At 73.4% G+C, this 23,566-nt stretch carries 23 protein-coding genes and 1 tRNA gene; 13 read left to right on the forward strand and 11 right to left on the reverse strand.

Annotated features, from left to right (window positions below; genetic code table 11):
* The first annotated feature begins 19 nt into the window (after positions 1–19).
* The 3 genes from K6T13_RS05345 to K6T13_RS05355 are packed head-to-tail and all read left to right on the forward strand — an operon-like array spanning position 20 to position 4,585.
* Entirely contained in the window at positions 20–1,090 is a 1,071-nt protein-coding gene (locus tag K6T13_RS05345; protein ID WP_222897490.1) for a YlbL family protein, read from the forward strand.
* On the forward strand, positions 1,083–1,643 hold the full coding sequence (locus K6T13_RS05350; RefSeq protein WP_249423949.1) for a PPA1309 family protein: 561 nt from the start codon (positions 1,083–1,085) through the stop codon (positions 1,641–1,643). The genes K6T13_RS05345 and K6T13_RS05350 overlap by 8 nt, the downstream gene beginning before the upstream one ends.
* Positions 1,640–4,585, forward strand: coding sequence for a UPF0182 family membrane protein (locus K6T13_RS05355; protein ID WP_222897491.1), 2,946 nt, complete (start codon positions 1,640–1,642; stop codon positions 4,583–4,585). Before K6T13_RS05350 ends, K6T13_RS05355 begins: the two co-directional genes overlap by 4 nt.
* Here K6T13_RS05355 and K6T13_RS05360 read toward each other — a convergent pair.
* Positions 4,530–5,936: an HNH endonuclease signature motif containing protein gene (locus tag K6T13_RS05360; RefSeq protein ID WP_222897492.1), complete on the reverse strand. Its 1,407-nt coding sequence runs from the start codon at positions 5,934–5,936 to the stop codon at positions 4,530–4,532. The genes K6T13_RS05355 and K6T13_RS05360 overlap by 56 nt on opposite strands.
* 85 nt (positions 5,937–6,021) lie before the next feature.
* Here K6T13_RS05360 and K6T13_RS05365 point away from each other — a divergent pair.
* Together K6T13_RS05365 and K6T13_RS05370 are read left to right on the forward strand one after the other, a co-directional pair.
* Positions 6,022–6,098 (forward strand) — tRNA-Met (locus tag K6T13_RS05365).
* 112 nt (positions 6,099–6,210) lie between these two features.
* Positions 6,211–6,654 carry a DUF2177 family protein gene (locus tag K6T13_RS05370; protein ID WP_222897493.1) on the forward strand — a complete coding sequence of 148 codons (444 nt, stop codon included), beginning with the start codon at positions 6,211–6,213 and terminating at the stop codon, positions 6,652–6,654.
* Here the strand turns inward: K6T13_RS05370 and K6T13_RS05375 are convergent.
* Positions 6,641–7,471: a Rossmann-fold NAD(P)-binding domain-containing protein gene (locus tag K6T13_RS05375; RefSeq protein WP_222897494.1), complete on the reverse strand. Its 831-nt coding sequence runs from the start codon at positions 7,469–7,471 to the stop codon at positions 6,641–6,643. The two genes, K6T13_RS05370 and K6T13_RS05375, sit on opposite strands and share 14 nt — an antisense overlap.
* Before the next feature lie 130 nt (positions 7,472–7,601).
* Between K6T13_RS05375 and K6T13_RS05380 the strand changes: the two genes are divergently transcribed.
* The 3 genes from K6T13_RS05380 to K6T13_RS05390 all read left to right on the forward strand — a co-directional run bounded on the left by K6T13_RS05380 (position 7,602) and on the right by K6T13_RS05390 (position 9,864).
* Positions 7,602–8,330 (forward strand): hypothetical protein, encoded by a 729-nt coding sequence (locus K6T13_RS05380; protein ID WP_222897495.1) that lies wholly within the window; start codon positions 7,602–7,604, stop codon positions 8,328–8,330.
* Between the two features lie 121 nt (positions 8,331–8,451).
* Positions 8,452–8,730: an HU family DNA-binding protein gene (locus K6T13_RS05385; RefSeq protein ID WP_222897496.1), complete on the forward strand. Its 279-nt coding sequence runs from the start codon at positions 8,452–8,454 to the stop codon at positions 8,728–8,730.
* A gap of 27 nt (positions 8,731–8,757) precedes the next feature.
* Positions 8,758–9,864, forward strand: coding sequence for an NAD(P)/FAD-dependent oxidoreductase (locus tag K6T13_RS05390; protein ID WP_222897497.1), 1,107 nt, complete (start codon positions 8,758–8,760; stop codon positions 9,862–9,864).
* Between the two features lie 6 nt (positions 9,865–9,870).
* On the opposite strand, the gene K6T13_RS05395 is transcribed toward K6T13_RS05390, so the two are convergent.
* The 5 genes from K6T13_RS05395 to K6T13_RS05415 are packed head-to-tail and all read right to left on the reverse strand — an operon-like array spanning position 9,871 to position 15,134.
* A complete protein-coding gene (locus K6T13_RS05395; RefSeq protein WP_222897498.1) occupies positions 9,871–10,311 on the reverse strand; it encodes a Fur family transcriptional regulator in 441 nt (146 codons plus the stop codon).
* A 26-nt stretch (positions 10,312–10,337) separates the two neighbouring features.
* Positions 10,338–11,783: an ABC transporter ATP-binding protein gene (locus K6T13_RS05400; protein ID WP_222897499.1), complete on the reverse strand. Its 1,446-nt coding sequence runs from the start codon at positions 11,781–11,783 to the stop codon at positions 10,338–10,340.
* The gene (locus K6T13_RS05405) at positions 11,780–12,619 is read right to left on the reverse strand and encodes an ABC transporter permease (RefSeq protein WP_222897500.1); all 840 of its coding nucleotides are present in this window, start codon (positions 12,617–12,619) and stop codon (positions 11,780–11,782) included. The genes K6T13_RS05400 and K6T13_RS05405 overlap by 4 nt, the downstream gene beginning before the upstream one ends.
* Entirely contained in the window at positions 12,616–13,584 is a 969-nt protein-coding gene (locus K6T13_RS05410; RefSeq protein WP_222897501.1) for an ABC transporter permease, read from the reverse strand. Before K6T13_RS05410 ends, K6T13_RS05405 begins: the two co-directional genes overlap by 4 nt.
* Complete coding sequence (locus K6T13_RS05415; protein WP_222897502.1) at positions 13,581–15,134, reverse strand: ABC transporter substrate-binding protein; 1,554 nt, start codon at positions 15,132–15,134, stop codon at positions 13,581–13,583. Before K6T13_RS05415 ends, K6T13_RS05410 begins: the two co-directional genes overlap by 4 nt.
* Before the next feature lie 159 nt (positions 15,135–15,293).
* On the opposite strand from K6T13_RS05415, the gene K6T13_RS05420 reads away from it, so the two are divergent.
* Positions 15,294–16,448, forward strand: a complete 1,155-nt coding sequence (locus K6T13_RS05420) for a YibE/F family protein (protein ID WP_222897503.1) — start codon at positions 15,294–15,296, stop codon at positions 16,446–16,448.
* Position 16,449: 1 nt separating this feature from the next.
* Here K6T13_RS05420 and K6T13_RS05425 read toward each other — a convergent pair whose 3' ends face one another.
* A complete protein-coding gene (locus tag K6T13_RS05425; protein WP_222897504.1) occupies positions 16,450–16,785 on the reverse strand; it encodes a TfoX/Sxy family protein in 336 nt (111 codons plus the stop codon).
* Positions 16,786–16,816: 31 nt separating this feature from the next.
* Positions 16,817–18,172 carry a dihydrolipoyl dehydrogenase family protein gene (locus K6T13_RS05430; RefSeq protein WP_249423950.1) on the reverse strand — a complete coding sequence of 452 codons (1,356 nt, stop codon included), beginning with the start codon at positions 18,170–18,172 and terminating at the stop codon, positions 16,817–16,819.
* A gap of 167 nt (positions 18,173–18,339) precedes the next feature.
* Between K6T13_RS05430 and K6T13_RS05435 the strand changes: the two genes are divergently transcribed.
* The 4 genes from K6T13_RS05435 to K6T13_RS05450 all read left to right on the forward strand — a co-directional run bounded on the left by K6T13_RS05435 (position 18,340) and on the right by K6T13_RS05450 (position 22,140).
* Positions 18,340–19,740 carry a radical SAM domain-containing protein gene (locus K6T13_RS05435; protein ID WP_222897505.1) on the forward strand — a complete coding sequence of 467 codons (1,401 nt, stop codon included), beginning with the start codon at positions 18,340–18,342 and terminating at the stop codon, positions 19,738–19,740.
* 68 nt (positions 19,741–19,808) lie between these two features.
* On the forward strand, positions 19,809–20,387 hold the full coding sequence (locus tag K6T13_RS05440) for an RNA polymerase sigma factor (protein WP_222897506.1): 579 nt from the start codon (positions 19,809–19,811) through the stop codon (positions 20,385–20,387).
* Positions 20,384–20,662: a zf-HC2 domain-containing protein gene (locus tag K6T13_RS05445; RefSeq protein ID WP_222897507.1), complete on the forward strand. Its 279-nt coding sequence runs from the start codon at positions 20,384–20,386 to the stop codon at positions 20,660–20,662. The genes K6T13_RS05440 and K6T13_RS05445 overlap by 4 nt, the downstream gene beginning before the upstream one ends.
* Positions 20,659–22,140 (forward strand): dihydrolipoyl dehydrogenase family protein, encoded by a 1,482-nt coding sequence (locus K6T13_RS05450; protein WP_222897508.1) that lies wholly within the window; start codon positions 20,659–20,661, stop codon positions 22,138–22,140. The genes K6T13_RS05445 and K6T13_RS05450 overlap by 4 nt, the downstream gene beginning before the upstream one ends.
* Here K6T13_RS05450 and K6T13_RS05455 read toward each other — a convergent pair.
* Both K6T13_RS05455 and K6T13_RS05460 read right to left on the reverse strand, forming a co-directional pair.
* The gene (locus K6T13_RS05455; protein ID WP_222897509.1) at positions 22,122–22,745 is read right to left on the reverse strand and encodes a CDP-alcohol phosphatidyltransferase family protein; all 624 of its coding nucleotides are present in this window, start codon (positions 22,743–22,745) and stop codon (positions 22,122–22,124) included. The two genes, K6T13_RS05450 and K6T13_RS05455, sit on opposite strands and share 19 nt — an antisense overlap.
* Entirely contained in the window at positions 22,745–23,422 is a 678-nt protein-coding gene (locus K6T13_RS05460; protein WP_222897510.1) for a TVP38/TMEM64 family protein, read from the reverse strand. The genes K6T13_RS05455 and K6T13_RS05460 overlap by 1 nt, the downstream gene beginning before the upstream one ends.
* Positions 23,423–23,566: the final 144 nt, after the last annotated feature.

Consider the following 23,566-nt stretch of genomic DNA (forward strand, 5'->3'; position numbering starts at 1 on the left):
GGGTGAGAGGCTTGGCCGCATGACGCAGCGCACCCTCGCCGGCCTGTTGGCCGTGCCGTTGCTGGTGGCGCTGTGGCTGCTGGCACTCCGTGAGCCGCTGCCCTACGTGACCTACTCGCCGGGCCTCACGGTCGACGTGCTGGGCACCGTCGAGGACGACAGCAGCGATCCGATCCTGGAGATCGAGGGTGCCGAGACCTACCGCGACGAGGGTGAGCTGCGGCTGACCACCGTGCTCGTGACACCGCCGCAGTCCGAGGTCAATCTCTTCCAGCTCCTCGGGGCCTGGATCGACCCGGACTCCGCCATCTACCCCTACGACGCGATCTACACCCCCGAGGACACCGACGAGACCAAGGACGCCGAGGGCGCCTTCCAGATGGCCTCCTCCCAGGACAGCGCCATCGCCGCGGCGCTCCGCGAGCTCGACTACGACTTCGAGGAGGCGCCGGTCATCTACGAGGTGGTCGAGGACAGCCCGGCCGACGGTGTCTTCGAGGTGGGTGACCGCATCCTGACCATCGACGACGAACGGGTGTCCTCGCCCGAGGAGGTCGCCGCGGCCGTCGAGCCCTTCGACGAGGGCGAACCGATCCGGTTCCGGGTGGCGCGCGACGGGGAGCGGCTCGACCTCTCCGCCAGCCGGGAGGAGATCGACGGGCAGCCCCGCGTCGGCATCATCTCGCGCAGCAGCTTCGAGTTCCCGATCGACGTCTCCCTCGACGTCGATCCCAACATCGGGGGGCCCAGCGCGGGTCTGGTGTTCTCCCTGGCCATCTACGAGGCCCTCACCGAGGGCTCCCTCACCGACGGCGAGAACATCGCCGGCACCGGGACCATCACGCCGGAGGGCGAGGTGGGGCCCATCGGAGGGATCGACCAGAAGATCGCGGGGGCCCGGCAGGACGACGCCGAGCTCTTCCTCGTGCCCGCCGACAACTGCAACGACGCGGCTGAGTCGCCCCACGGCGACATGCGGCTGGTGCGCGTGGAGACCATCGGGGACGCCGTGGCGGCGCTGGAGGCCTGGACGGCTGACCGCGACGCCGACCTGCCGTCCTGCACCGACACAGGGGTTGCCAGTGAATGACCTGACCGACGTCGACCCGGCGCTCGCGGCCGCCGTCCTCGAGATCGAGGGCCACGTCGCCGACTCCGGCTGGGACCAGCCGGCGCGGCTCTACGCCCTGGTCGACACCACGCGGCTGCTCGACCGCGAACCGACTCTCGCCGCCAGCACCGGGCTGGGTGACCAGCCGGTCGCAGGCTCCCTGACCCCGGTCGAGCAGGACCAGCTGCCACCCGACCGGCCGCTGGAGTCCGTGCTCGAGCAGATCAGCTGGCCCGACGGGGTCAGCGGGTGCGCGGCGGTCGTGGAGCGACTGGTGCTGCCGCCCGACGTCGACGACATCCCCGCCGACCGCGCCGAGGCGGAGCAGTTCGCGCGCGAGCACCCCGACCGGCAAGAGGTGCGGATCATCGCCGGTGCGACCCGGGCCGGTGCGACGTACTGCGCCCTGCGACTGAGGGCGCACGACGACGCGCAGTCGGTGGTCACCGGCACCGACCTGGTGCCGGGACTGCTCGAGCTGCTGACCACGACCCTGGAGAACGACGACGTGCAGATGGAGGACGAGCGGTGAGCGACCTGTTCGACGAAGGGAGCCCGCAGCGGCCGACACGGCCACCGACGCAGGAGCCGCCGCGGCGGTCACGCGCGCTCGTCATCACGGCGGTCGTGCTGGTCCTCGGCTTCTTCGCCCTGACCACGTTCGCCACCTTCTGGACCGACCGGTCCTGGTTCGCCTCCATCGGCTTCAGCAGCGTGTTCAGCACCCTGCTCTGGACCCGCATCGGTCTGTTCCTCGTCTTCGGGGCCGTGATGGCGGCGTTCGTGGGCGCCAACATGTACCTCGCCTACCGGTTCCGACCGATGTTCCGGATGCCCTCGCCCGAGCAGACCGGGCTGGACCGCTACCGCGAGGTCGTCACCCCGATCCGGACCTGGCTGGTCGTCGGGGTCTCGCTGCTGATGGGTCTCTTCGCCGGCACCTCGGCGTCGGGGCAGTGGCGCGAGTACATGCTGTGGCGCAACAGCGTCGACGTCGGCGACGTGGACCCCTACTTCGAGCGCGACAAGGGCTTCTACCTCTTCGACCTGCCCTGGCTGCACTACCTCACCGACTCGGTGATGGCCTTCGCGATCGTGGCGCTGCTCGTGGCCGGGCTCGTGCACTACCTCTACGGCGGCATCCAGCTGCAGACCAAGACCGACCGGCTCTCGGGGGCCGCGCAGGTGCAGCTCTCCGCGCTGCTCGGGGTGTTCGTGCTCGCGAAGGGTGCCGACTACTGGCTCGACCGGTTCGACCTGGTGACCAACCAGGGGTCGCTCATCACCGGCATGACCTACACGGGCGAGAACGCCGTGCTGCCGGCCAAGAGCATCCTCATGGGGATCGCCGTGATCTGCGCGGTGCTGTTCTTCCTCAACACCTGGCGCCGGACCTGGCTGCTGCCGTCGGTGGGCCTGGCCCTGCTGGCCCTCAGCGCAGTGCTGATCGGGATGATCTGGCCGGCCGTCGTGCAGCAGTTCCGGGTCAAGCCGACCGAGGCGGACCGGGAGGCGCCGTACCTCGAGGTCAACATCGACGCGACGAGGGAGGCCTATGCCCTCGAGGGCATCGAGGTCGCGCCCTACACGGGGCAGACCGCGGAGCGGCGGCTGGCGATGCTGGCGGGGGAGACGGCCTCGGTGCCGCTGGTCGACCCGCAGGTCGTCAACCGCACCTTCGAGCAGGTGCAGCAGGTGCGTGCCTACTACTCGGTCGCCGACGTGCTCGACGTCGACCACTACGAGATCGACGGCACCGACCGGGCCCTGGTGCTCGGGGTGCGGGAGCTCGACCAGACCGGCATCTCGGAGGCCGACCAGAACTGGAACAACCTGCACACGGTCTACACCCACGGCAACGGGGTGATCGCCGCGTTCGCGAACCAGCGCGGCGAGGACGACGCGAGCGACAGCGCCGAGATCCCGTGGGCCGAGGGCCAGCAGCCGGGCCAGGACGCGTTGACCAACCTGTTCCCCGACGGCTACGAGGACCGGGTCTACTTCGGCGAGCTGAGCCCCACCTACTCGGTCGTCGGCAAGCCGAGCGACGACGCCCCCTCCGTGGAGCTCGACCTCGGCAAGTCGGCGAGCGACGACGAGAGCCGCACCACGACCTACGACGGGGCGGGCGGCGTGCCGGTGGGCAACCTCTTCGCCAAGCTGATGTACGCCGTGCGGTTCGGTGAGCCCAACTTCCTGCTGTCGGGGCGCGTCCACGAGAACAGCAAGGTGCTCTACAACCGCACCCCGCGTGAGCGGGTGGAGCGGGTGGCGCCGTGGTTGACGGTCGACGCCGACCCCTACCCGGCCGTGGTCGAGGGGCGGATCGTGTGGATCCTCGACGGCTACACGACGACCGACCGCTACCCCAACGCGGAGCGCGAGTCCTTCGACACGATGATCGACGACTCCCTCACGCAGGACGCCACCTTCGGGACGCTGCCGACCGACGAGGTCAACTACATCCGCAACGCCGTGAAGGCGACCGTCGACGCCTACGACGGCACGGTCAACCTCTACGCCTGGGACGAGGACGACCCGATCCTGCAGGCGTGGCGGGGCGCGTTCCCCGACGTGGTGCAGGACCGCTCGGAGATCCCCGAGGCGATCGTCCCGCACCTGCGCTACCCCGAGGACATGTTCAAGGCGCAGCGCTACCAGTTCGCGCGCTACCACGTGACCGAGGCGGGCGACTTCTACCAGGGCAACGACCGGTGGGAGGTCCCGGAGGACCCGTACGCCTCGGGCAGCTACCAGCCGCCGTACCGGCTGTTCATCGACGACCCGACCTCGGAGGAGGAAGAGGTCTGGTCGCTGACGTCGGTGTTCGTGCCGCGCAACAAGAACAACCTCGCGTCGTTCGTGTCGGTGAACTCCGACGCGACCAGCCCGGACTACGGGCGGATCAGCGTGCTGCAGCTGCCCAACGAGCAGACGCCGGGCCCAGGCCTGATCGCCAACGAGATGGCCAACAGCGACGACGTGCGGCGGGAGCTGCAGGCGTTCAACCTCGGTGAGATCGACCCGACGTTCGGCAACCTGCTGACGCTTCCGGTGGGTGACGGGCTGATGTACGTGCAGCCGGTGTACGCCGTCCGCGAGCTGTCGGAGGCGAGCTACCCGATCCTGCAGTTCGTGATCGTCTCCTACGGCAACCGGGTCGGCATCGGTACCTCGCTGGTGCAGGCCCTGGCCGACGCGCTCGGCGTCGACCCGGACCAGGTGGACGAGCCGGCACCGCCGGACCCGGAGGAGCCTGCGGGCGAGGAACCGACGGAGCCGCCGACCCAAGGCTCGGTGGAGGAGCAGATCGCCTCGCTGCTGCGTCAGGCGCAGGCGGCCTTCGACGCGGCCGACGAGGCCTACGGCGAGGGCGACCTCGTCAGGGCAGCCGAGCAGACGGAGCGGGCGCAGAACCTCATCGAGCGGGCGGTCCGGCTCGCGGACGGGCAGCAGTCGGGCGACCAGGGCTAGCCACGAGGCACGACGCCCCGGGTCGGCCGGCTGGCGGCTGATCCGGGGTGACGTCGTGGGAGCCGTGGCGGTCGCGCAGGAGCTGCAGGCCGTGGGGCGTGCGCCACAGCCAGGTTCCGGGCTCGATCAGCGTGTAGCGGTAGCCCCGGTGCGTCTTGAGCCGATGGTGCCGCCGGCACAGCGGCGCGAGGTTGTAGTCGCACGATGCGCCGTCGTCACCCCACGCCACCCGGTGGTCGACGTCGCAGCGGCGGGCGGGCAGGGCGCACCAGGGGAACACGCAGGTCGGGTGGGCCAGCTCGACGCGCTCGCGCATCCGGCCCTCGATCTCGTAGGCGCCGACCTGGACGTGCTCCTCGAGGTCGTGGACTGGCGTCACCGTGAGGTGGGTGTCGCGGCGACCACACCAGTCACGCACCGCCTGGCCGAGCAACGGCCGGTCGAGTCGGCCGTCGCGACCGAGCAGGCCGTGGCGCGCCATGGCGTCGAGCGTGAGGTGGAGGACCAGCTGCGTACGACGCCTCGGTGAGGGCGCGGGGCCTGCTTCGAGCAGCGCGAGCGCCGAGGCCGGGTCCGCCAGGACGCCGAGAGCACGTGAGCGGCGTACGTCGAGGGTGTCGGCAGGAAGGTCGGCGGCGGCGTCCTGCTGGGCGAGCGCCTTCGCCACCGCGGAGACGGCCTCGTCGAAAGCGGCGAGATCGGCCCACTCGGCCCGGGCGGTCAGGTCGGCGACGCCGGTGTGGTTGATGGAGAGCTCGTCGATCTTCACGAAGCGGGCGTCCAGCTGGGCGAGGCGCTCGAGCTCGACCTCCTCGGGGTGGAGGCGGAGCATCGCCTCTTCGACCAGACGGTCGAGGGTGGTGATCCCGACCGTGTCGACAACGCGGGCGACGTGCGCGTCGACGTCGGCGCAGACGTCGTCGGGGCGCCCGACGACGGCGTCGGCGACACGTCGGGCGCGGAAGGACTCGACAGAGCCGTCGAGCACGCGGCCCCAGAGGCGCGGCAGCCGGTGGCGCAGCGTCAGCGCCTGGCGGATCAGGCGGTCTGCTGCCGGGGTGGAACGGCCCAGCGCGGTCGCCAGCCCGGCTGCGGCGTCCCAGGCGACGGTCGGGATGCCGCGCCAGTCGTCGAAATCGACGACCTCCTCGCCCAGCCCGCCGATGGTCATCGGGTCGACGGCCCCGGTCGCGACGGAGGTGGCGGCGTCGGCGGCGGAGAGGTCGGGGTGGGCGTCCGCCCAGGCGGCCGCCAGCTGCAGCAGCTCGAGGTCGGCCGCGCGGCGCACGGCGTCCACCTCGCGCACCCGCGCCACCAGCGTGGTGGGAGTGGTGTCGACGCCGGCTTCCATGTCCCCACCCAAGCAGCAGGGTCTGACAACCAGACCCCCTCGATTTGGCCCCTCCACACCCATCCCGTAAGGTTCTGGTCACCGACGCGGGGTGGAGCAGTTCGGTAGCTCGCTGGGCTCATAACCCAGAGGTCGCAGGTTCAAATCCTGCCCCCGCTACCAGATGACGAAGGCCCGGACCACCAGGTCCGGGCCTTCGTCGTCGTCCGGGACGCAGCATCGTGAACGGGCCGCCGCGGCGTCGCCAGGACACCGACTCCGTAGGCTCGTCGACATGGGCTTCCAGCTGCGCCGCGCGCTCCTGTCGTACGCCGTCGCCGCGGTCGTCTTCCTCGTCGTCGACCTGGTGTGGCTGACGGTCGTGGCGACCGACCTCTACGTCGACCAGCTGGGGCCGCTGCAGGCCGAGTCGGTGCGCGTCGGGGCGGCGGTGCTCTTCTACGCGCTGTTTGTCGCAGGGCTGGTCTATTTCGTGGTGCTGCCCGCGCTCGCGCGGGACAGCGTGCGGTGGGCGGTGTCGGCGGGTGCGTTCTTCGGCCTGGTCACCTACGCCACGTGGGACCTCACCAGCCTGGCCGTGATCGAGGGCTTCCCGGCCGCGCTGGTGCCGATCGACCTGGCCTGGGGTGCGGTGCTGTCGGCCACCGTCTGCGGCGCGACGACCCTCGTGATGCGCCGTCTCGGTCACGCCTCGACGGACGCCGTTACCGGTCGGTGAGCGACGCGGCGTACCCCTCGCGGTAGGTCGGGTACGCCGGTACCCACCCGGTCGCGCGCAGCCGGGCGTTCGAGATCTGCTTGCCGTATGCCCGGGTCCGGTCGCCCGAAGGTGGTGCGGACACCCCCAGCACCTCGGCGAGATGCGCAGCGACGTCGCCCATCAGCGCCGGCTCGTCGTCGGTGGCCAGATAGACGGGCTCCGGCGACTCGGATCGGGTGAGCAGGTGCACCACGGCCGCCGCGGCGTCGTCGCGGTGGATCCGGTTGGTCCAGCGGTGAGGGTCGCCGACGTCGCCCGCGCGCACCCGCTCGACCAGCCGTTGCCGGTCGCCGCCGTACAGACCCGAGCACCGCACCACCGTGCCGGCGGGGACCCGTGAGGCGAAGAGCTCCTCGGCCTCCAGGAGCACCCGGGCCGGACCGTCCGCGGGGGAGGGCGGAAGGATCTCGTCGACGAGCGTGCCGTCCGGGACGTCGCCGTGCACGCCCGTGGAGGAGACCAGGACGGCGCGCTCCAGCTCCTGGTCGAGCGCGTCGAGCGCGTCGAGGGCGCGCCGCATGCCCTCGACGTACGTCGCCCGGTAGGCCCGCTCGCTACGCGGACGGGCGGTCAGCGCGACGACCAGGAAGCGCAGGTCGAGCGCCGGGAGCTGCGGCACCTCGCGGGTGAGATCGACCGACAGGCCGCGCAGGGGGTCGGGCACGAGCTCCGCGCGGCGACGCAGCGCGAGCACGTGGTGCCCGCGCTCGACCAGCCGCAGCCCGATCCTCGAGCCGAGGTCGCCACAGCCGACGAGCAGCACGTCAGGATCCACGCTCGCAGCCTAGGCACGGTGCCGAGTGACGGTGAGCTCTGCACCGCGGACTAGGATCCTCGACCCGCCTCGTCCCCGAGGCCCCGAACACCCGGATCCCCGACCCGCCGCCCGCCCCAGGAGCACCGACATGAGCCGACCGCTGCGCGCCCTGCTGGTCCCGAGCCACGAGCTGGGCGAGGACCGCCTGCGTGAGATCTGGCGGCTGCGGCTGGAGATGCTGACCCTCACCCGATCCGAGGAGCAGGACTGGCAGGAGTTCCGGTCGGCGGTGGTGGGCCCGGATCGCTTCGTCTTCGTCTTCGTCGACCCCGACAACGTCGCCCAGGGCTTCTTCAGCATCGCGATGCTGCCCGTGGAGGTCGGGCGCCGGCGGCTGCTGCTGATGTTCTCCAAGTACTTCTACTTCCGCCGCGCCTACCGCGGCCACCCCAAGACGATCCTGGCGCCGTGGCGGCTGCTCCCCATCGCGTTCCGCAGGTTCGGGCCGCGGAGCCTGCACTTCGTCACCACGGCGTACCCCCAGAGCTATGTCTCACTGACCCGTACGTCGGGGCGCACCTGGTCGCTGAGGGACCCCGACGCGCCGGGCTGGGCGCGGGAGGCACTCGTGGCGTTCGCGGAGACCTTCTACCCGACCACGTTCGACCGGGTGGAAGGGGTCGTGCGGGGCGGGAACGTCGCCGACAGCGAGGCGCTCGCCGGGTCGGCCGAGGCGCGTCGGCTCCTCGACCACTACGAGGAGCTGAACCCCCACTGGCGGGGCGGGGTGACCCTGCCGATCCTGTTCTCCGTGGACGCCCGGCTCGTGGTGACCAGCGCGCGGCGCTCGGTCCGGCGGTGGGTGCGCCGAGGATGATGCGGTCCCGGTCGTCCTCGGTCGCGTCGGTGGCTCAACAACGAGAACGGTTCTCACTATGGCATAGTCTGCCCGTCGGGTCACGACAGGACCCGGTACCTCGAGAGCTAGGAGCAACCGCATGAACCGCAAGGACCTCGTCGAGAACGTCGCCCGCCAGGCCGAGCTGACCGCGACCCAGGCGGAGGCGGCCGTGGGCGCCGTCATCGACGGCGTCGTCGGTGCTGTGGCGGCGGGGGACAAGGTGTCCCTGTCCGGCTTCGGCACCTTCGAGCCGCGCCACCGTGCTGCCCGCTCGGGGCGCAACCCGCAGACGGGCGAGGCGCTCGAGATCGCCGCGACCGTGGCGCCCGCGTTCAAGCCGGCGTCGGCCTTCAAGCAGGCGGTGGCCGAGGGCTGATCTGCCCCGGCCTGCCACGATGAGGTGGTGACGACGACCCGGCTTCTCCTCGTGGGTGCCGGGCACGCCCACCTCGAGGTGGTACGCCGGGCGGGCGAGCTGATCGCCGCCGGCTACGAGGTCACGCTGCTGGCGCCGGACACGTTCCACTACAGCGGCCTGGCCTCGGCCACGGCGGCCGGCGCGGTGCCCGCCCGGCAGGCCAGCATCGACGTCGCCGGGCTGGCCCGCGCGCACGGCGTACGCCACCACCACGGGTTGCTGACCGCCCTCGACCCGCACCTCCGCACCGCCACCACCGACGACGGGGTCACCCTCGGCCACGACGTCGTGTCCCTCAACGTCGGCAGCGTGGTCGGCGAGGAAGGGCTGGAGGTCGACGACTCGGTGGTGCGGGTCAAGCCGCTGGCCGGCCTGGGTCGACTCGCCGCGCGACTGGCGGGCGCGCCAGTCGACGGACTGCGGGTCACCGTCGTCGGGGGCGGGTCGACCGGCCTCGAGCTGGCCGCCCACCTCGCCTCGCGCCCCGAGGTCGGCACGCTGGTCCTCCTCGAGGGAGCCCGCATCGGGTCCGACCTGCCGCGCGGGGCCCGCCGCCACGTGCTGTCCCTGCTGAGGCGGCGGGGGGTGCAGGTGCGGGAGCGGACCCCGGTCCGTTCGATCGGCCGTGACCGGAGCACCCTCGCCGACGGCTCGACGGTCCCCCACGACGTGGCGCTGCTGGCCACGGGCCTGGTCGCCCCTCCCTGGCTGGGCCGGCTCGGGCTCGGCGACCACCGGGGAGTCCCGGTGGGCCCGACGCTGCGGCACCCGGAGCACGACCACGTCCACGCCGTCGGCGACTGCGCCCACTTCCTGCCGGGACCCCTGCCCAAGATCGGCGTCCACGGCGTGCGCCAGGCGCCGGTGCTGGTCGACAGCCTGCTCAGCCGGGCCCGCGGCGGACCGGCACCGGTCTACCGTCCGCAGCGGCGGGCGCTCGCGGTGCTGGACCTCGGCGACGGCCACGGCCTGGCCGTGCGGGGCCGGCTCTGGTGGGCCGGCGGGTCGGCGCTGCGGCTCAAACGCCGGATCGACCGGCGCTGGATGGCCCGCTACGCCGTGCCCGAGCGCTCCCGGTCGGCCGGGGTCTGAGCGTGGTCAGGTGCGGTCGACGGCCTGCTGGCAGTCGGTGCAGGTGCCGAAGAGCTCCACGGTGTGGCTGACCTCGGTGTAGCCGTGCTCGGCGGCCATCTGGTCGGCCCACCGCTCCACGGCGGGCCCGCGGATCTCCACGGCACGGCCGCAGCTGCGGCACACGAGGTGGTGGTGGTGGGCCTCGCCGCACTCGCGGTAGAGCGACTCCCCGGTGTCGGTGCGGAGCACGTCCGCGCGCCCGGCGTCGGCCAGCGTCTGGAGGGCGCGGTAGACCGTCGCGAGCCCCACGGAGGCGCCACGTCCCCGCAGCGCGGCGTGGATCTCCTGGGCGCTGCGGAAGTCGTCGGCACCACCCAGCTCCTGGAGGACCGCCTGGAACTGCCGGGTCGACCGTTCGCGCGGGGCGGGCCGACCCGGGCGCTGCCCGTTGGTGCCAGCGGCCACGACACCTCCTCGTCCGGGGCCCCAGCCTAGCCAGCGCGGGGTGGCTCCAGCCGGAGGTCGCGGTCGGCGACCGCCGTGGCCAGCTGCTGGTCGTGGGTGACCAGCAGCACCGCGCACCCGCTGGCGTCGACCTCGCTCATCAGCAGGTCCATCGTGTCGGCCTGGGTGGCGAGGTCGAGCCGTGAGGTCGCCTCGTCGGCCATGACCAGTGCCGGCTGCGGGAGCATGGCGCGGACGACCGCGATCCGTTGCAGCTCACCGCCGGACACCTGCCCCGGGCGCCGCCCCAGGATCGTGGGGGGCAGGTCGACGCGCTCCAACAGGTCGGCCGTACGCCGGCCGTCGACCCGGTGGCGGCGCACCACGTCCTGCAGCGCGACCCGGAGCGGAACGCGAGGCGGGAAGGAGAGCCCCGGGTCCTGGTAGAGCTTCTGGAGCCGGCCGCTCGCCGTGGCCGGGCTGTGGCGCACGGTGCCGCTGTCGACCCGGGTGAGCCGCAGCAACGCGTTGCCGAGCGTGGTCTTGCCGACCCCGCTCGGCCCCGTGAGCGCGAGGCGTTCGCCCGGCCGCAGCTCGACCGAGAGGTCCTCGAACAGCCGGACGGCGCCGTAGGCCTTGCTGATCCGGTCGGCGAGCACGACCGGCTCGCCCGTCGGTGCGACCTGGCGGCCGGGTCGGAGCCAGGGGAAGGCCCAGCGGGCGGGCTCGGTGCCCAGCAGTCGACGGGTGTAGGGGTCGGCCGGCGAGCTGAGCACCTGCTCGGTGGGGCCGGTCTCGACGATCGTGGCCCGACGCATCACCGCGACCTGGCCGCCCAGCCGCCGAGCCAGCCGCAGGTCGTGGGTGATCGTCAGCAGCAGGCCCCCCGCGGCGACGTGGGCGAGGAGCAGGTCGGCGAGCTGGTCGAGCGAGTCCGGGTCGAGGCCCTTCGAGGGCTCGTCGACGACGAGGACCTCCGCGCCCCCGATGGTGGCGGCGGCGAATGCGACGCGCTGGGCCATGCCCCCCGAGAGCGTGTGGGGGTACGACGCGCCGACCTCGCCCAGGCCCAGCTGGCCGAGCCTCCGGTCGGCGAGCTCGAGGGCGGCCGCGCTGCGGGGCCGCCACCCGGCGGCGCCCTCGGCGACCTGACCACGGACCCGCATGGTCGGGTCGAGCGCCTGTGAGGGCTCCTGGGGCAACAGGGCCAGCCGCCGCCCCCACAGGTGCCGGCGGCCGTCGCGGTCAGCGAGGTCGAAGGTGGCGTCGCCGATGGTGACCGAGCCCTCCGCCGCGAGCTCGGGCGGCAGGGTCCCCAGCAGCGCGTGGGCGAGCACGGACTTGCCCGAGCCGCTCTCGCCGATGACGGTCAGCGGCTCCCCGGGGGCGATCCGCAGGTCGGTGGCGTCGGCGAGGACGGTGTCGCCGTGCCGCACGACGGCCCGCGGGACGACCAGCCGGGAGTCGTGGCGGGCGAGGACGGCGTGGTTCATCGGGCTCCTTCGGTCGAGCGCAGGCCCAGGAAGCAGAGCGTGAGCAGGAAGAGCACCCCGATCGGGGCGAGCGTCAGCCAGGGTGCGACGTCGTAGAACGGGAACGACTCGGTGATCATCAGGCCGAGCTCCGCCCGCGGGGGCCGCAGGCCGACCTTGACGAAGCCGAGAGTCGACATCGCGAGCACCGAGGTGACCATCCCGAGCGAGGCGAGCGTGGTCAGCAGCGGACGCAGGTCGGGCCACAGGTGGCGGCGTACGACGTGGGGGGCGCCGAGCCGCAGCAGGCCTGCCGCCTCCACGGCGGGGGAGCCGAGCACCAGCCCGCTGCGGGCCCTGACCACCCGGAAGTACTCCACCCACTGGGCGAGCGCGAGCCCCAGGTAGAGCGGCCACAGGCTGCCTCCCGTCGCCAGCGCGGCGACCAGCAGGACCACGAGCAGCCCCGGGATCGCCACGAGGGTCTCCGAGAGGGCCCGCAGCACGCCGTCGACCCAGCCGCCGAACCACGCCGACGCGATCCCGGTGACCGTGCCCAGGACCAGCGCCGTGGCCACGCAGCCCGCGGCCAGCAGCAGCGAGAGCCGGGTCGCGTGGGCCAGGCGGGCGAGCACGCTCCTCCCGTAGTCGTCGCGCCCCAGCGGCTCGTCGAGGCTGGGTGGTTCGAGGTAGCGAGCCAGGTCCTGTGCTGTGGGGTCCGGGAGGACGAGCGGCCCGACCAGGGCGAGCGCGGCCAGGCCCACCAGGCCGGCCGCCGCCACCCGGCGGACCGCGGGCCGTCGTCGTGCAGGCGCCGCGGGGGTGGCTGTCGCCTCGAGCAGCGGGGTGGCGGTCATGCGCGTGCCTCCAGTCGGCGCGGCCGCGGGTCGAGCCAGAGCACGAGCAGGTCGACCACGGTGTTGACGGTGACGATGAGGAGGGCCAGGACCAGGGCGCTGGCCTGCAGGACCGGGACGTCACGCCAGAAGACGGCGTGCACGAGCGCGTGGCCCAGTCCCTGCCAGGCGAAGAGGCTCTCCACGACCACCACGCCCTCCACGAGGATGACGGCCTGGATGCCGAGGTAGGGGACCAGCACCACGGCGGCGTTGCGGACGACGTGGCGCAGCAGCACCCAGCGGTCGGCCATCCCCTTCGTCTGCGCGAACCTCACGAAGTCCGCCGCGCGCACCTCCACGACGGCGTCGCGGGTCACCCGCGCCACCAGCCCGGACAGGCCGATGCCCAGGGTCAGGGCGGGCAGCACCAGGCTCGCGGCGTCGCCGTGCCCGACCGCCGGCAGCAGACCCAGCTGCGCGCTCAGGACCACCACCAGCAGCAGGCCGAGGAGGAAGGGGGGCGCGGCGCGCACGGCGGCCACCCAGGCGGTCGCCAGCCGGTCCAGGGTGCCACCGGGCCGGCGCGCGGCCAGGACGCCGATCGTCCCGCCCAGCAGGGTCGCCACCACCAGCGCGGCGGCGGTGAGCTGCAGGGTGCCGAGCAGGAAGTAGCCCACCTCCTCGACCACGGGGCGCGAGGTGACCAGCGAGCGCCCGAGGTCGAGCTGCGCGAGGTCGCCGAGCCAGGCCAGGAGCTGGCGCCAGGCCGGCTGGTCCAGGCCCAGCTCCGCGCGGACGTCGGCAGCCGTCTCCTGGTCGACGAGGTCGTAGCCGTACCGGCCGGCGGCGATCCGGAAGGCCGCGTCTCCGGGCAGGTTCCTCACCACCAGGAAGCAGAGCACCGACACGAGCACCGCGACGCCGAGGCCCTGGGCGGCGCGGTGCACCAGGATCCGCCCGAGGGCGGTGGCGCGGCTGCTCACGAGGACCAGGTGAGGTCGGTGAGCCGCCAGCTGGTCTCCAGCGGGTCCATCCGGAAGCCCTCGACCCGGTCGCTGACCGCGGCGTTCATCCGGTACCAGGACACGGGGATCAGCGGCAGCTCCTCCTGGGCGGTGTCCACGATCGTCTCGCGGTGCCGGGTGGCCTCGGCGCCCGTCGCCCCGGCCAGCAGGCCCTCCACCGCGCGGTCGACGGCAGGGTCGCTCCAGCTCATGACACCCCAGTCGGAGCCCTCGGGGGCGAAGACGTCGGCGACGTCGATGAGCGGGTCGGAGACCAGGGCGAAGTGCTTGGCGATGAGGGCGAGCTCGAGGCTGCCGTCCGCCTGCCCGGACGGGATCTCGCTGGAGTTGCTCACGGTGACCGACAGCTCCACGCCGACCTCGCGCAGCGCGGCCTGGATCGCGGTGGCGAGGGCCGGCAGCTCGGCGCGGTCGGGATAGGTGAGCAGGGTCAGCCGCAGCGGCTCGCCGTCCCGGACGCGGATGCCGTCGGCGCCCTCGGTCCAGCCGGCCTCCTCGAGGAGGCTCTCGGCCTGCTCCACGTCGTGGGTCAGCTCCTCGGTGCCGTCGGACTGCCAGCCGGCCAGCGAGGGTGGCAGCAGGCGGGTGGCGGCCAGCTCCTCCTCGCGGAGCACCGCCTCGGCCATCGCCTCCCGGTCCAGCGCCATGCTGAGCGCCCGGCGGACCCGGACGTCGCGGAGCACCGGGTGGCCCGCGTTGACCTTGAGCAGGATGGTGCGCGGCTGCAGGCTCGAGGCCATCTGCACGTCGTCGGAGGCCGACACCCGCTCCCGACCGGCGGGCTCGAGCCCGAACACGACGTCGGCCTGGTCGCTGACCGCCATGAGGGCCCGCGACTCCGGACGTCCCACGGCCTGGAAGGTCACGTCCTCGACCGCGGGCGCCTCGCCGCGCCAGTTGTCGAAGCGGGTGGTCTGGATCGAGGCCGGCAGCTCGGCCGAGGTCACCCGGTAGGGCCCGGTGCCGATGACCTCGGTGACGTGTCCGTCCGCGCCGTACGACGCCGGCGCCAGGATGGCGGTGCTGTAGTGCGTCAGCACGGCTGGCAGCGTGAGGTAGGGCCGTGACAGCTCCACGACGACCGACGCTCCCGCGGTGCGGATCTGCCGGATCGGGGCCGCTGCGAGCGGGCTTGCCGCCTCCTGCGCGGCCTTCTCGAGGGCCGCGACGACGGCGCCAGGGGTGACGGGGGTGCCGTCGTGGAACGTCGCGTCACGGGGGAGTGTGAACGTCCAGGCCCGGTCGCCGCGCGAGGACGACCAGGTGGTGGCGAGCCCGGCCGTCAGCTCGCCCTCCAGGTCGCTGGTCACGAGGGTCTCGCTGACCTGCAGGCGGGTGAACACCTCGCCGTCCAGCGCCGGGTCGAGGCTGTGCACCTCGAAGGGGCCGACGATCCGGAGCGGCTCGGCGGAGCCCGCGCGGTCGGCGCCGGCCGAACAGGCGCTGGCGCCGAGCACGACGCTCGCCAGCAGTGGGAGCAGGAGTCGGGTGCGGGTGGACGATCGCATCGAGGAGGAGCCTTTCGGGGCAGGAAGCGCTGGTGGTTCTAACGATAACCATTCTCAATCTCGAGCGGGGGTCCGGGGTCCCGGGGACCGCGCCGCTAGCATCGACCGACGCCATCACCCGAGGCCGTCCCGGTCCACGACCCCGTGAGGAAGCAGCGCATGGGAGCGCACCACCCGCGCCACGTCGCGACGTCCGACCGGGGTCCGCTGCGCCGCGTCGCCGTGCTGCTCATCGCCCCCGTCGCCGTGTTGACGCTGGTCGCGATGGTCTGGTTGTGGCCGGATCGGGACGTGAGCCAACCTGTGCCGGCCGACGCGCCGACCGAGCTGGACGGGGAGGTCGTGGCCCTCGAGCGTGAGCCCTGCCCGGAGGAGCTGGACGACGAGGTGAACGGGTGCGGCACCACCCGGGTCCGGATCGCCGAAGGCGCGGACCAGGGCGAGGACGTCACGGCGCCGCTGCCCAACGGGCCGGGCGCCCCGCTGATCGCCGAGGGTGACGCCGTGCAGGTGGTCCGCTCCACGGGTCCGGACGGGCCCGTCTACGCCGTCGTCGACCACCAGCGCAGCACCGGCCTGCTGGTCGTGGGGGCTGCCTTCGCACTCGCGGTCATCGCCTTCGGTCGCTGGCGGGGGGTCAGCGCGTTGGCCGGGCTCGCGGTCACCTTCGGTGTGCTGGTGCTCTTCGTGGTCCCGGCGATCCTCGCGGGCGAGCCGCCGGTGCTGGTGGCGCTCGTCGGGTCGGCGGCGATCATGCTGACCGTCCTCTACCTGACCCACGGCTTCACCATGTCCACGACGGTCGCCCTGATGGGGACGCTCATCAGCCTGGGTCTGACCGGGCTGCTGTCCGCCGTCGCGGTGGCCGGGCTGCACCTGACGGGGTTCACCGACGACCTGGCCACCTCGGTCGGCACCAGCTACAGCGTCAACATGCAGGGGCTGCTGCTGGCCGGCATCGTGATCGGCTCCCTGGGCGTGCTGGACGACGTCGCCATCACCCAGGCGGCCACGGTGCACGAGGTGGCGCGGGCCAACCCGGCGTACGGCCTGGGGCAGCTCTACCGCGCCGGCACGCGCGTTGGCCGATCACACATCGCCTCGGTCATCAACACCATCGTCCTGGCGTACGCCGGAGCCTCGCTGCCGTTGCTCATCCTGGTCGTCGCGAGCGAGGCCCCGCTCGCGGGCGTGGTCACCAGCCAGGTGATCACCCAGGAGATCGTGCGCAGCGCCGTCGCCACCCTCGGCCTGATCGCCGCGGTCCCCGTCACCACCGGCCTGGCCGCGCTCGCCGCCCGACGGGCGACCTGAGTCACTTCTTGGCGCGGCGAGCGACCTCGAGGGCGGTACCGGCCCAGTCGACGAGCACCGGCGGGTCCTCCCGGACGTGGGGCGGCACCGTCCAGTAGGGCATCCGGCCGTGGGCCGCGGACCCCGCCGCCTCGTAGGCGCCTCGCGTCTCGTCGTCCACGCGCAGGTAGCAGTCGCCGCGGGTGTCGACGAGGGCGAACATCACCCCGTCGCAGAACACCCCCTGGCCACCGAACATGCGCTTCGACGTGACCGGACCCAGCTCCTGCAGGTCCGCGACGAGTGCCTCGGCGGCATCGTCGGCCGCGGCGTTGGCCCTGGCTCCCTTGTCGCCCATCGTGTGCTCCTCTCCCGGGACCAGCTGGGGGTCAGCCCAGGTCCCGCAGCGCGTCCTCGATGCCCCGGTGGAACGTCGGGTACGCGTAGATCATGCTCCGGAGCGCCGCCGTCGGCACCTGGGCGGAGACCGCCACGGCCAGGGCGCCCAGCACCTCGCCGCCGGCGGGCGACATCGCGGTGGCGCCGACCAGGACACCCCGCTCGGTGTCCTCGACCAGCTTGATGAGCCCCTCGTTGCCGGCCTTGTGGATCCATCCTCGGGCGGTGCTCGGCACCTGCGCGCTGCCGGTGCGGACGGTGATCCCCGCGTCGCGAGCCTGCTGCTCGGTCATCCCGACGGCACCGACCTCGGGGTCGGTGAACGTGACCCGGGGGAGCCCGCGGTAGTCGGCCTCGGGGTGGTCGCGGCCCAGCAGGTCGGCGATGACGATCTCCGCCTGGTACATCGCGACGTGGGTGAAGGCGCCCTCGCCGGTGACGTCACCGACGCCCCAGACGCCGTCCGTGACGCGGCAACGGCCGTCGACGGGCAGGGAGCCCGCCTGGTCGTCGAGGCCGAGTGCGGCAACGCCGAGGCCGGCGAGGTCGACGCGGCGACCGGTGGCCACCAGCAGCCGCTCGGCGGTGACGGTCCCGTCCGCGGTCGTGAGGACCACCTGGTCGCCGTCACGGCCGGCGCGCTGCACCTCTGCCCCGGTCAGCACGCGGATGCCCTCCTCGGCGAACACCTCCGCCAGCGCCTCCCCGACCTCGGGCTCGTCGCCGGCCACCAGGTGGGGTGCCATCTCCACGACCGTGACCGCCACACCGAACCGGGCGAAGACCTGCGCCAGCTCGCAGCCGATCGCGCCGCCACCGAGGACCACCAGCGACTCCGGCAGCTCCTTGGCCTCGATCGCCTCGTGGTTGGTCCAGTAGGGCACGTCCTCGAGTCCCTCGATGGGTGGTACGGCGGGCTGGGTGCCGGTCGCCAGCACGACGCCACGTCCGGCGGAGTAGGTCACCCCGTCCACCTCCACGCGGCCCTGACCGACGACCCTGCCGGTACCGCGGACGAAGGTGCCGCCCTTGTCCTCGAAGCGCTGGACCGCGACGGAGTCGTCCCAGCGGTCGGTGGCCTCCTCGCGGATGCGGGTGGCGACCGTCGTCCAGTCCGGCCGCACGGCACCGGTGTCACCGCCCAGCCCGGGCACGCGGCGTGCCTCGGCGAGTGCGTCGGCCGCCCGGATCATCATCTTCGAGGGCACGCAGCCCCAGTAGGGACACTCGCCGCCGACCAGCCCGTGGTCCACGCCGAGCACGCTCAACCCCGCGTCGGCGAGGCTGCCGGCGACATGCTCCCCACCAGGACCCAGGCCGATCACGATCACGTCGAAAGAGCTCACTGGTCCCACCTCTCACTCGTCGGCACATCGTCCCCCCGGTCGCGTGACGCACCCGGGTGTCCTCGGGCAACCCGGCCGGGCGGGCGCGCCATTCCCCGCGCGGAATCCCCGCCGCGTGCCACCGTGTTCCCACACAGCCCTCGCCCTCGACCCCGGGAGGCCCCGCCGTGCGCCCGTTCGACCGGATGTCCGCGTGGTGGGTCAGGACGGCGCCGGTCGACCCGGCGATGGCTGCGGCGTTGCGGCGTCGCTGGCGGGAGCTGCCCGACGTCGTTCGCACCGAGAACCAGCTCGTGGGGCGGCACGCCGTCGGCTGCGAGGGGACGCACGGTGTCTTCCCACGCTGCAACCTCACGTGCAAGCCGTGCTACCACTCGGCGGACGCCAACAAGGTGCGGGTCGACGGCCCCCACACCGTCGACCAGGTCGAGGCACAGATGGCCTGGCTGCAGGCCCACCGGGCACCGCACGGCCATGCGCAGCTGATCGGTGGCGAGGTCACGCTGCTCGACCCCGACGACCACGCGGCGGCCCTGCTGGCCATGCGCGCCCACGGCCGCGAGCCCATGAGCATGACCCACGGCGACGTGGACGCCGACTACCTGCGCCGGCTCGTCCTCGACGACGAGGGCGAGGTGCGCCTGCCCCGCGTGTCCTTCGCCGCCCACATGGACTCGCTGATGCGCGGCCGCCGAGGCATACCGCGGCCTCGCGACGAGCGGGCGCTCGAGCCCTACCGGCGCCGGTTCCTCGAGCTGGTGAGAGGGCTGCGCCGCGACCACGGTGTGCGCTCCTACGTGGCACACAACATGACGGTCACGCCCGCCAACGTCGGCCAGGTCGCCGAGGTGGTGCGGACCACGGTGCCGATGGGCTACGACATGCTGTCCTTCCAGCCGGCGGCGTACGTCGGCGACGAACGGCGGTGGGTGGAGGACTTCCGGTCGATCGACCCCGACGCGGTGTGGGCGGAGATCGAGCGAGGAGCCGGCGGGCCGCTGCCCTGGCGGGCGCTGCAGATGGGGGACCCGCGCTGCAACCGCTCCGCGTGGGGCTGGTTGGTCGCCGACCGTTTCGTGCCGCTGCTCGACGAGGACGATCCCCGCGACCTCGCCTTCCGCGACCAGGTGCTGCGCCGGGCGGGCGGGGTGCGGGTGTCCGGCACCCCGCCCCTGGTGCTGCTGGTCCGTCTCGCCCGGGTGGCCGTCGGCAACCTCGGCGCGCTCCCCGCCGCCGTCGGCTGGGTGCGCCGCTCGGTCCGCCGCTCCGGCGGCGCACTCCACCTGCTGCGGCACGCGCGTAGCGTCCGACCCATGACCTTCGTCATGCACATGTTCATGGACGCCGCCCAGGTCCGGCCCGCCTGGGAGCTGATGGAGCGCAACGAGGTGGCGACCGATCCCGAGGTGCGGGCGACGCAGGAACGACTGCGGTCCTGCGTCTATGCGATGGCGCACCCGGAGCAGGGACGCGTCGTCCCGGCCTGCGTGCAGCACTCCGTGCTCGACCCGGCGGAGAACCGCGGCCTGCGTCGGCTGCTGCCACTGGTGGAGGTGCGGAGCGGGTGACGGCGCCGACGAGGCCGGACCCGGACCGGGCCGGGAACACCGCGGGCAGGGCGGCGGGTTCACCCGGCGTGCAGCCAGCCCAGCCACCGACGAGCGGGGAGTCGACCGCGCCCGACGGGGCGACCGCGGCCTTCGCGCGCTACGTCGAGCCCGAGATCCAGGTGCTGCTGCGCGTGGCCCGCACCCTGACGGGCAGCACGGCCAACGCCGAGGACCTCGTGCAGGAGACCCTGATCCGGGCGTTCCGTGCCGTCGACCGCTTCGACGGACGCCACCCACGGTCGTGGTTGCTGACGATCCTGCGCCGGACGCACCTCAACCTGCTGCGCCGCAAACGGCCCGACCTCGTCGAGGACTGGGCGAGCCTCGGTGACCCCCGTCCCGCGTTCGGCGCGCACCGGCCGCCCGGTCCCGAGGAGCAGGTCCTCGACGCGATCATGGACGAACACCTCGTCGACGCGCTGCGGGACCTCGACCCACGGTTCCGGACCGTGCTGCTGCTCGTCGACGTCGACGAGCTCTCCTACGCCGAGACCGCCGAGGCCCTCGACATCCCCATCGGCACCGTCATGTCCCGGCTGAGCCGGGCCCGCTCCAAGGTCCGCGACCACATCCGCGAGGCCACGACCCCCAGGAGGACCCCGTGATCGGCACCGTGCGCCGCATGATCACCTGCCACTGGTCCGCCCGACGCATCGGCCGCTACCTCGACGCCGATCCGGCCGCGCCGCTGACGCCCGCCGAGGTGCGGCGGCTCGAGGAGCACCTCGCGGTGTGCGAGAAGTGCTCCCGGGTCACCGTGGAGCACAAGGCGCTGCGGCGGGCACTGCACCGCTGGTCGCAGCAGCACCTGCCCGACGAGCAGTCGGTGGCCCGCATGCACGCGGTCCTGGATCGGCTGACCCGGGACGGGACCCGGTGAGGCCGGCCCACGGAGCGCCCTGGGACCTCCTGGTCGTCGGCGGTGGCACTGCCGGGATCGTCGGCGCCAAGACCGCCGCCGGCTTCGGCGCGCGGGTTCTCCTCGTGGAGCGCGAGCGCACCGGCGGCGACTGCCTGTGGACCGGGTGCGTGCCCTCGAAGGCGCTGCTCGCGGCAGCAGGAGTGGCGGCGACGGTGCGGGACGGCGCGCGGTACGGCGTGCACGCCGGCCGGCCGCGGGTCGACTTCGCGGCCGTCATGGAGCACGTCCGCGGCGCCATCCGCACCATCGCCCCCGTCGACTCGCCTGAGGCGCTCGAGGAGGCCGGCGTGACCGTGTGGACCGGCGACCTGACCTTCACGGGGAGCCAGACCGCCCGCGTGGGGGACCGTGAGATCCGGTTCGACCAGGCGCTCGTCTGCACCGGCTCTGCCCCACAGCTGCCGCCGGTGCCGGGCCTGGAGTCCTGCGACCCGCTCACCAGCGACACCGTCTGGGACCTCGAGCAGCTCCCGGGGCGACTTGCGGTGCTCGGTGGGGGCGCCATCGGCTGCGAGCTCGGACAGGCCTTCGCGCGACTGGGCGCCGAGGTGGTCGTGGTCGAGGCCGCCGACCGCCTCGTGCCCACGGAGGACCCGGCCGCCTCGGGGGTGGTCGAGGCGGCGCTGGGGCGTGACGGCGTGCGGGTGCTCACCGGCAGCAAGGTCGAGGAGGTGAAGGCCGAGCGCGCGGGCGCGGGCCACCTGCTCCTCGAGGGCGGCGACAGCGTGTCCTTCGACCGGCTGCTGGTCGCCACCGGCAGGACGCCACGCACCGACGACCTCGGGCTGGCGGTCGCGGGCGTGCGGGCCGACGAGCGCGGTCACGTCGAGGTCGACGACCACCTGCGCACCTCCCACCCGCGGATCTGGGCCGCCGGTGACGTCACGGGGCACCCGCAGTTCACCCACCTCGCCGGGGTGCACGGCAGCCTGGCCGCCTCCAACGCCGTGCTGGGACTGCGGCGCAGCATCGACCTCGCCACCAACCCGCGGGTCACCTACACCCAACCCGAGGTGGCCGCGGTGGGCGTCGCCACCGAGCGGGCGGAGCGTGCCGATGACCTGTCGGTGGTCACCTGGGAGCACGCCGAGGTTGACCGTGCGGTGGCCGAGGGCGAGACCGGTGGCTTCACGCGGATGGTCCTGGACCGGCGAGGACGGATCCTCGGTGCCACCGTGGTCGGCCCGAGGGCGGGGGAGACGGTGGGGGAGCTGACCCTCGCCGTACGCCACGGGATGCGCACGCGCGACCTGGCCGGGACGACCCACCCCTACCCGACGTGGAACGACGGTCTGTGGCGGGCGGCGGTCGCCGACGTGCGCTCGCGTCTGCGGCAGGGCGCGCCGGAGCGCGTCACCCGCGCCCTGGTCGCGGCCCGCCGCCGGTGGGTCGGCTCCCGGGCCGCGGCCGCGGCCGGTCAGGACAGCGCGCGGTAGCCCGCCCACGTCCGCTGGGCCGCGCTGGCCAGCACGACGGCGGCCCAGCCGACGGCGAGCTGCCAGGCCCAGAAGGGCAGGAGCAGCCACAACGCGTGCACGGCGATGGTCTCCGTGCCCTCGGCGAGGCCGCCCAGGAAGGACAGCGAGCGGCCGTCGTCGAGGGTGCGGCCGGTCCGCTCGGCGATCGAGGAGAACGCGAGGAAGGCCGTGCCGTTGACGTAGTAGGCGAGCAGGACGAGCAGGAACGGCCACCAGGGCGCGTCGTAGGCCGCCGTCACGCCGACCGCGACGCCGACCACGCTCGTCCCGTAGACCGCGAAGTCCGCCGTGATGTCGAGGAAGCCTCCCGCATCCGCACCTCCGGGCGTCCTGGCGGCGCGGTGTCGCGCCAGGGCGCCGTCGAGGCCGTCGACCACCCGCGAGACCAGCCACAGCACCAGGGCGACTCCCCACCACCGGCCGGCGGCGGCCCCCGCGCTCCCGAGGCCCAGCACCAGTCCGGCCGCGGTGAGTCGGTCGGGGGTGATTCCCGGCCGGTCGATCGCGGCTGCCGCTCCGGCCAGCACCGGGTCGAGCCGCCGCCGCACACGGGCATCCAGCATCAGCGAGCCTCCCCGCGCCCGCGGACCCAGTTGCGCCGGGCGGCGACGGTGCCCAGCACCGTGAGCAGGACCAGCACGGCCGCGGCGGTGAGGAAGGGCCACGAGGTGGGCGAGGTGCCGTAGCTGCCGAGCGCCACGAAGGCCGCCGTGCCGGGCAGGATGCCGATCCCGGTGCCGATCACGTAGTCGCGGTGGCGCAGCCCGGTCAGCCCTGCCGCGTAGTTGATCGCCGTGAAGGGCACCACGGCCACGAGGCGGAGCAGCAGGACCGTCACCAGTCCGTGCCGGGACAGCAGGGCGTCGAGCTGGGCGACCCGCCCCCCGGAGATGCGCTCCACGGCCGAGCGGCCGAGCAGCCGCCCGAGCCAGAACGACGCCACGGCCCCGATCATGGCGCCGAGCCAGACCAGCGCGACGCCGAGGGCCAGCCCGAAGGCGAGCCCGGCGGCGGCGGAGATGACGTGCTTGGGCACCGGGGCGATCGTGGAGGCGACGTACACCGCGACGAAGAGGACGGGCGCAGCCCACCCGGCCGACTCGACCCGGTCGCGGAGCTGGTCGGCCGATGGCAGGTCCACGACGAGGGCCACGGCGACCGCGGCCGCGACCACGAGCGAGAACGCCGCGAGCCGCAGCCAGGACGATCTCCGGCTGCGTGCGGTCTGCTCGGGGGTCACGGCCGTGTCTCCTCGGGGGGTGGGGGTGGAACCGGTCTGCATGATGGGAAGGCGGTGAGGGGTCCACCGTGTTCCCGGACCGTCCAACCTGCCCCCTGGCCGTGGCGGGTCGGGGCCGAGAACCACCACGTCGACCACCAGGAG

Origin of the sequence: Nocardioides coralli (assembly GCF_019880385.1) — a bacterium.
In the GTDB taxonomy this organism is placed as follows: Bacteria; Actinomycetota; Actinomycetes; order Propionibacteriales; family Nocardioidaceae; genus Nocardioides; species Nocardioides coralli.

Excerpts from the sequence above, each read along its gene's own strand:
- K6T13_RS05345 (WP_222897490.1), top strand. The coding sequence starts at position 20 with ATGACGCAGCGCACCCTCGCCGGCCTGTTGGCCGTGCCGTTGCTGGTG.
- K6T13_RS05360 (WP_222897492.1), bottom strand. The coding sequence starts at position 5,936 with ATGGAAGCCGGCGTCGACACCACTCCCACCACGCTGGTGGCGCGGGTG.
- K6T13_RS05370 (WP_222897493.1), top strand. The coding sequence starts at position 6,211 with ATGGGCTTCCAGCTGCGCCGCGCGCTCCTGTCGTACGCCGTCGCCGCG.
- K6T13_RS05380 (WP_222897495.1), top strand. The coding sequence starts at position 7,602 with ATGAGCCGACCGCTGCGCGCCCTGCTGGTCCCGAGCCACGAGCTGGGC.
- K6T13_RS05385 (WP_222897496.1), top strand. The coding sequence starts at position 8,452 with ATGAACCGCAAGGACCTCGTCGAGAACGTCGCCCGCCAGGCCGAGCTG.
- K6T13_RS05400 (WP_222897499.1), bottom strand. The coding sequence starts at position 11,783 with ATGAACCACGCCGTCCTCGCCCGCCACGACTCCCGGCTGGTCGTCCCG.
- K6T13_RS05405 (WP_222897500.1), bottom strand. The coding sequence starts at position 12,619 with ATGACCGCCACCCCGCTGCTCGAGGCGACAGCCACCCCCGCGGCGCCT.
- K6T13_RS05415 (WP_222897502.1), bottom strand. The coding sequence starts at position 15,134 with ATGCGATCGTCCACCCGCACCCGACTCCTGCTCCCACTGCTGGCGAGC.
- K6T13_RS05420 (WP_222897503.1), top strand. The coding sequence starts at position 15,294 with ATGGGAGCGCACCACCCGCGCCACGTCGCGACGTCCGACCGGGGTCCG.
- K6T13_RS05425 (WP_222897504.1), bottom strand. The coding sequence starts at position 16,785 with ATGGGCGACAAGGGAGCCAGGGCCAACGCCGCGGCCGACGATGCCGCC.
- K6T13_RS05455 (WP_222897509.1), bottom strand. The coding sequence starts at position 22,745 with ATGCTGGATGCCCGTGTGCGGCGGCGGCTCGACCCGGTGCTGGCCGGA.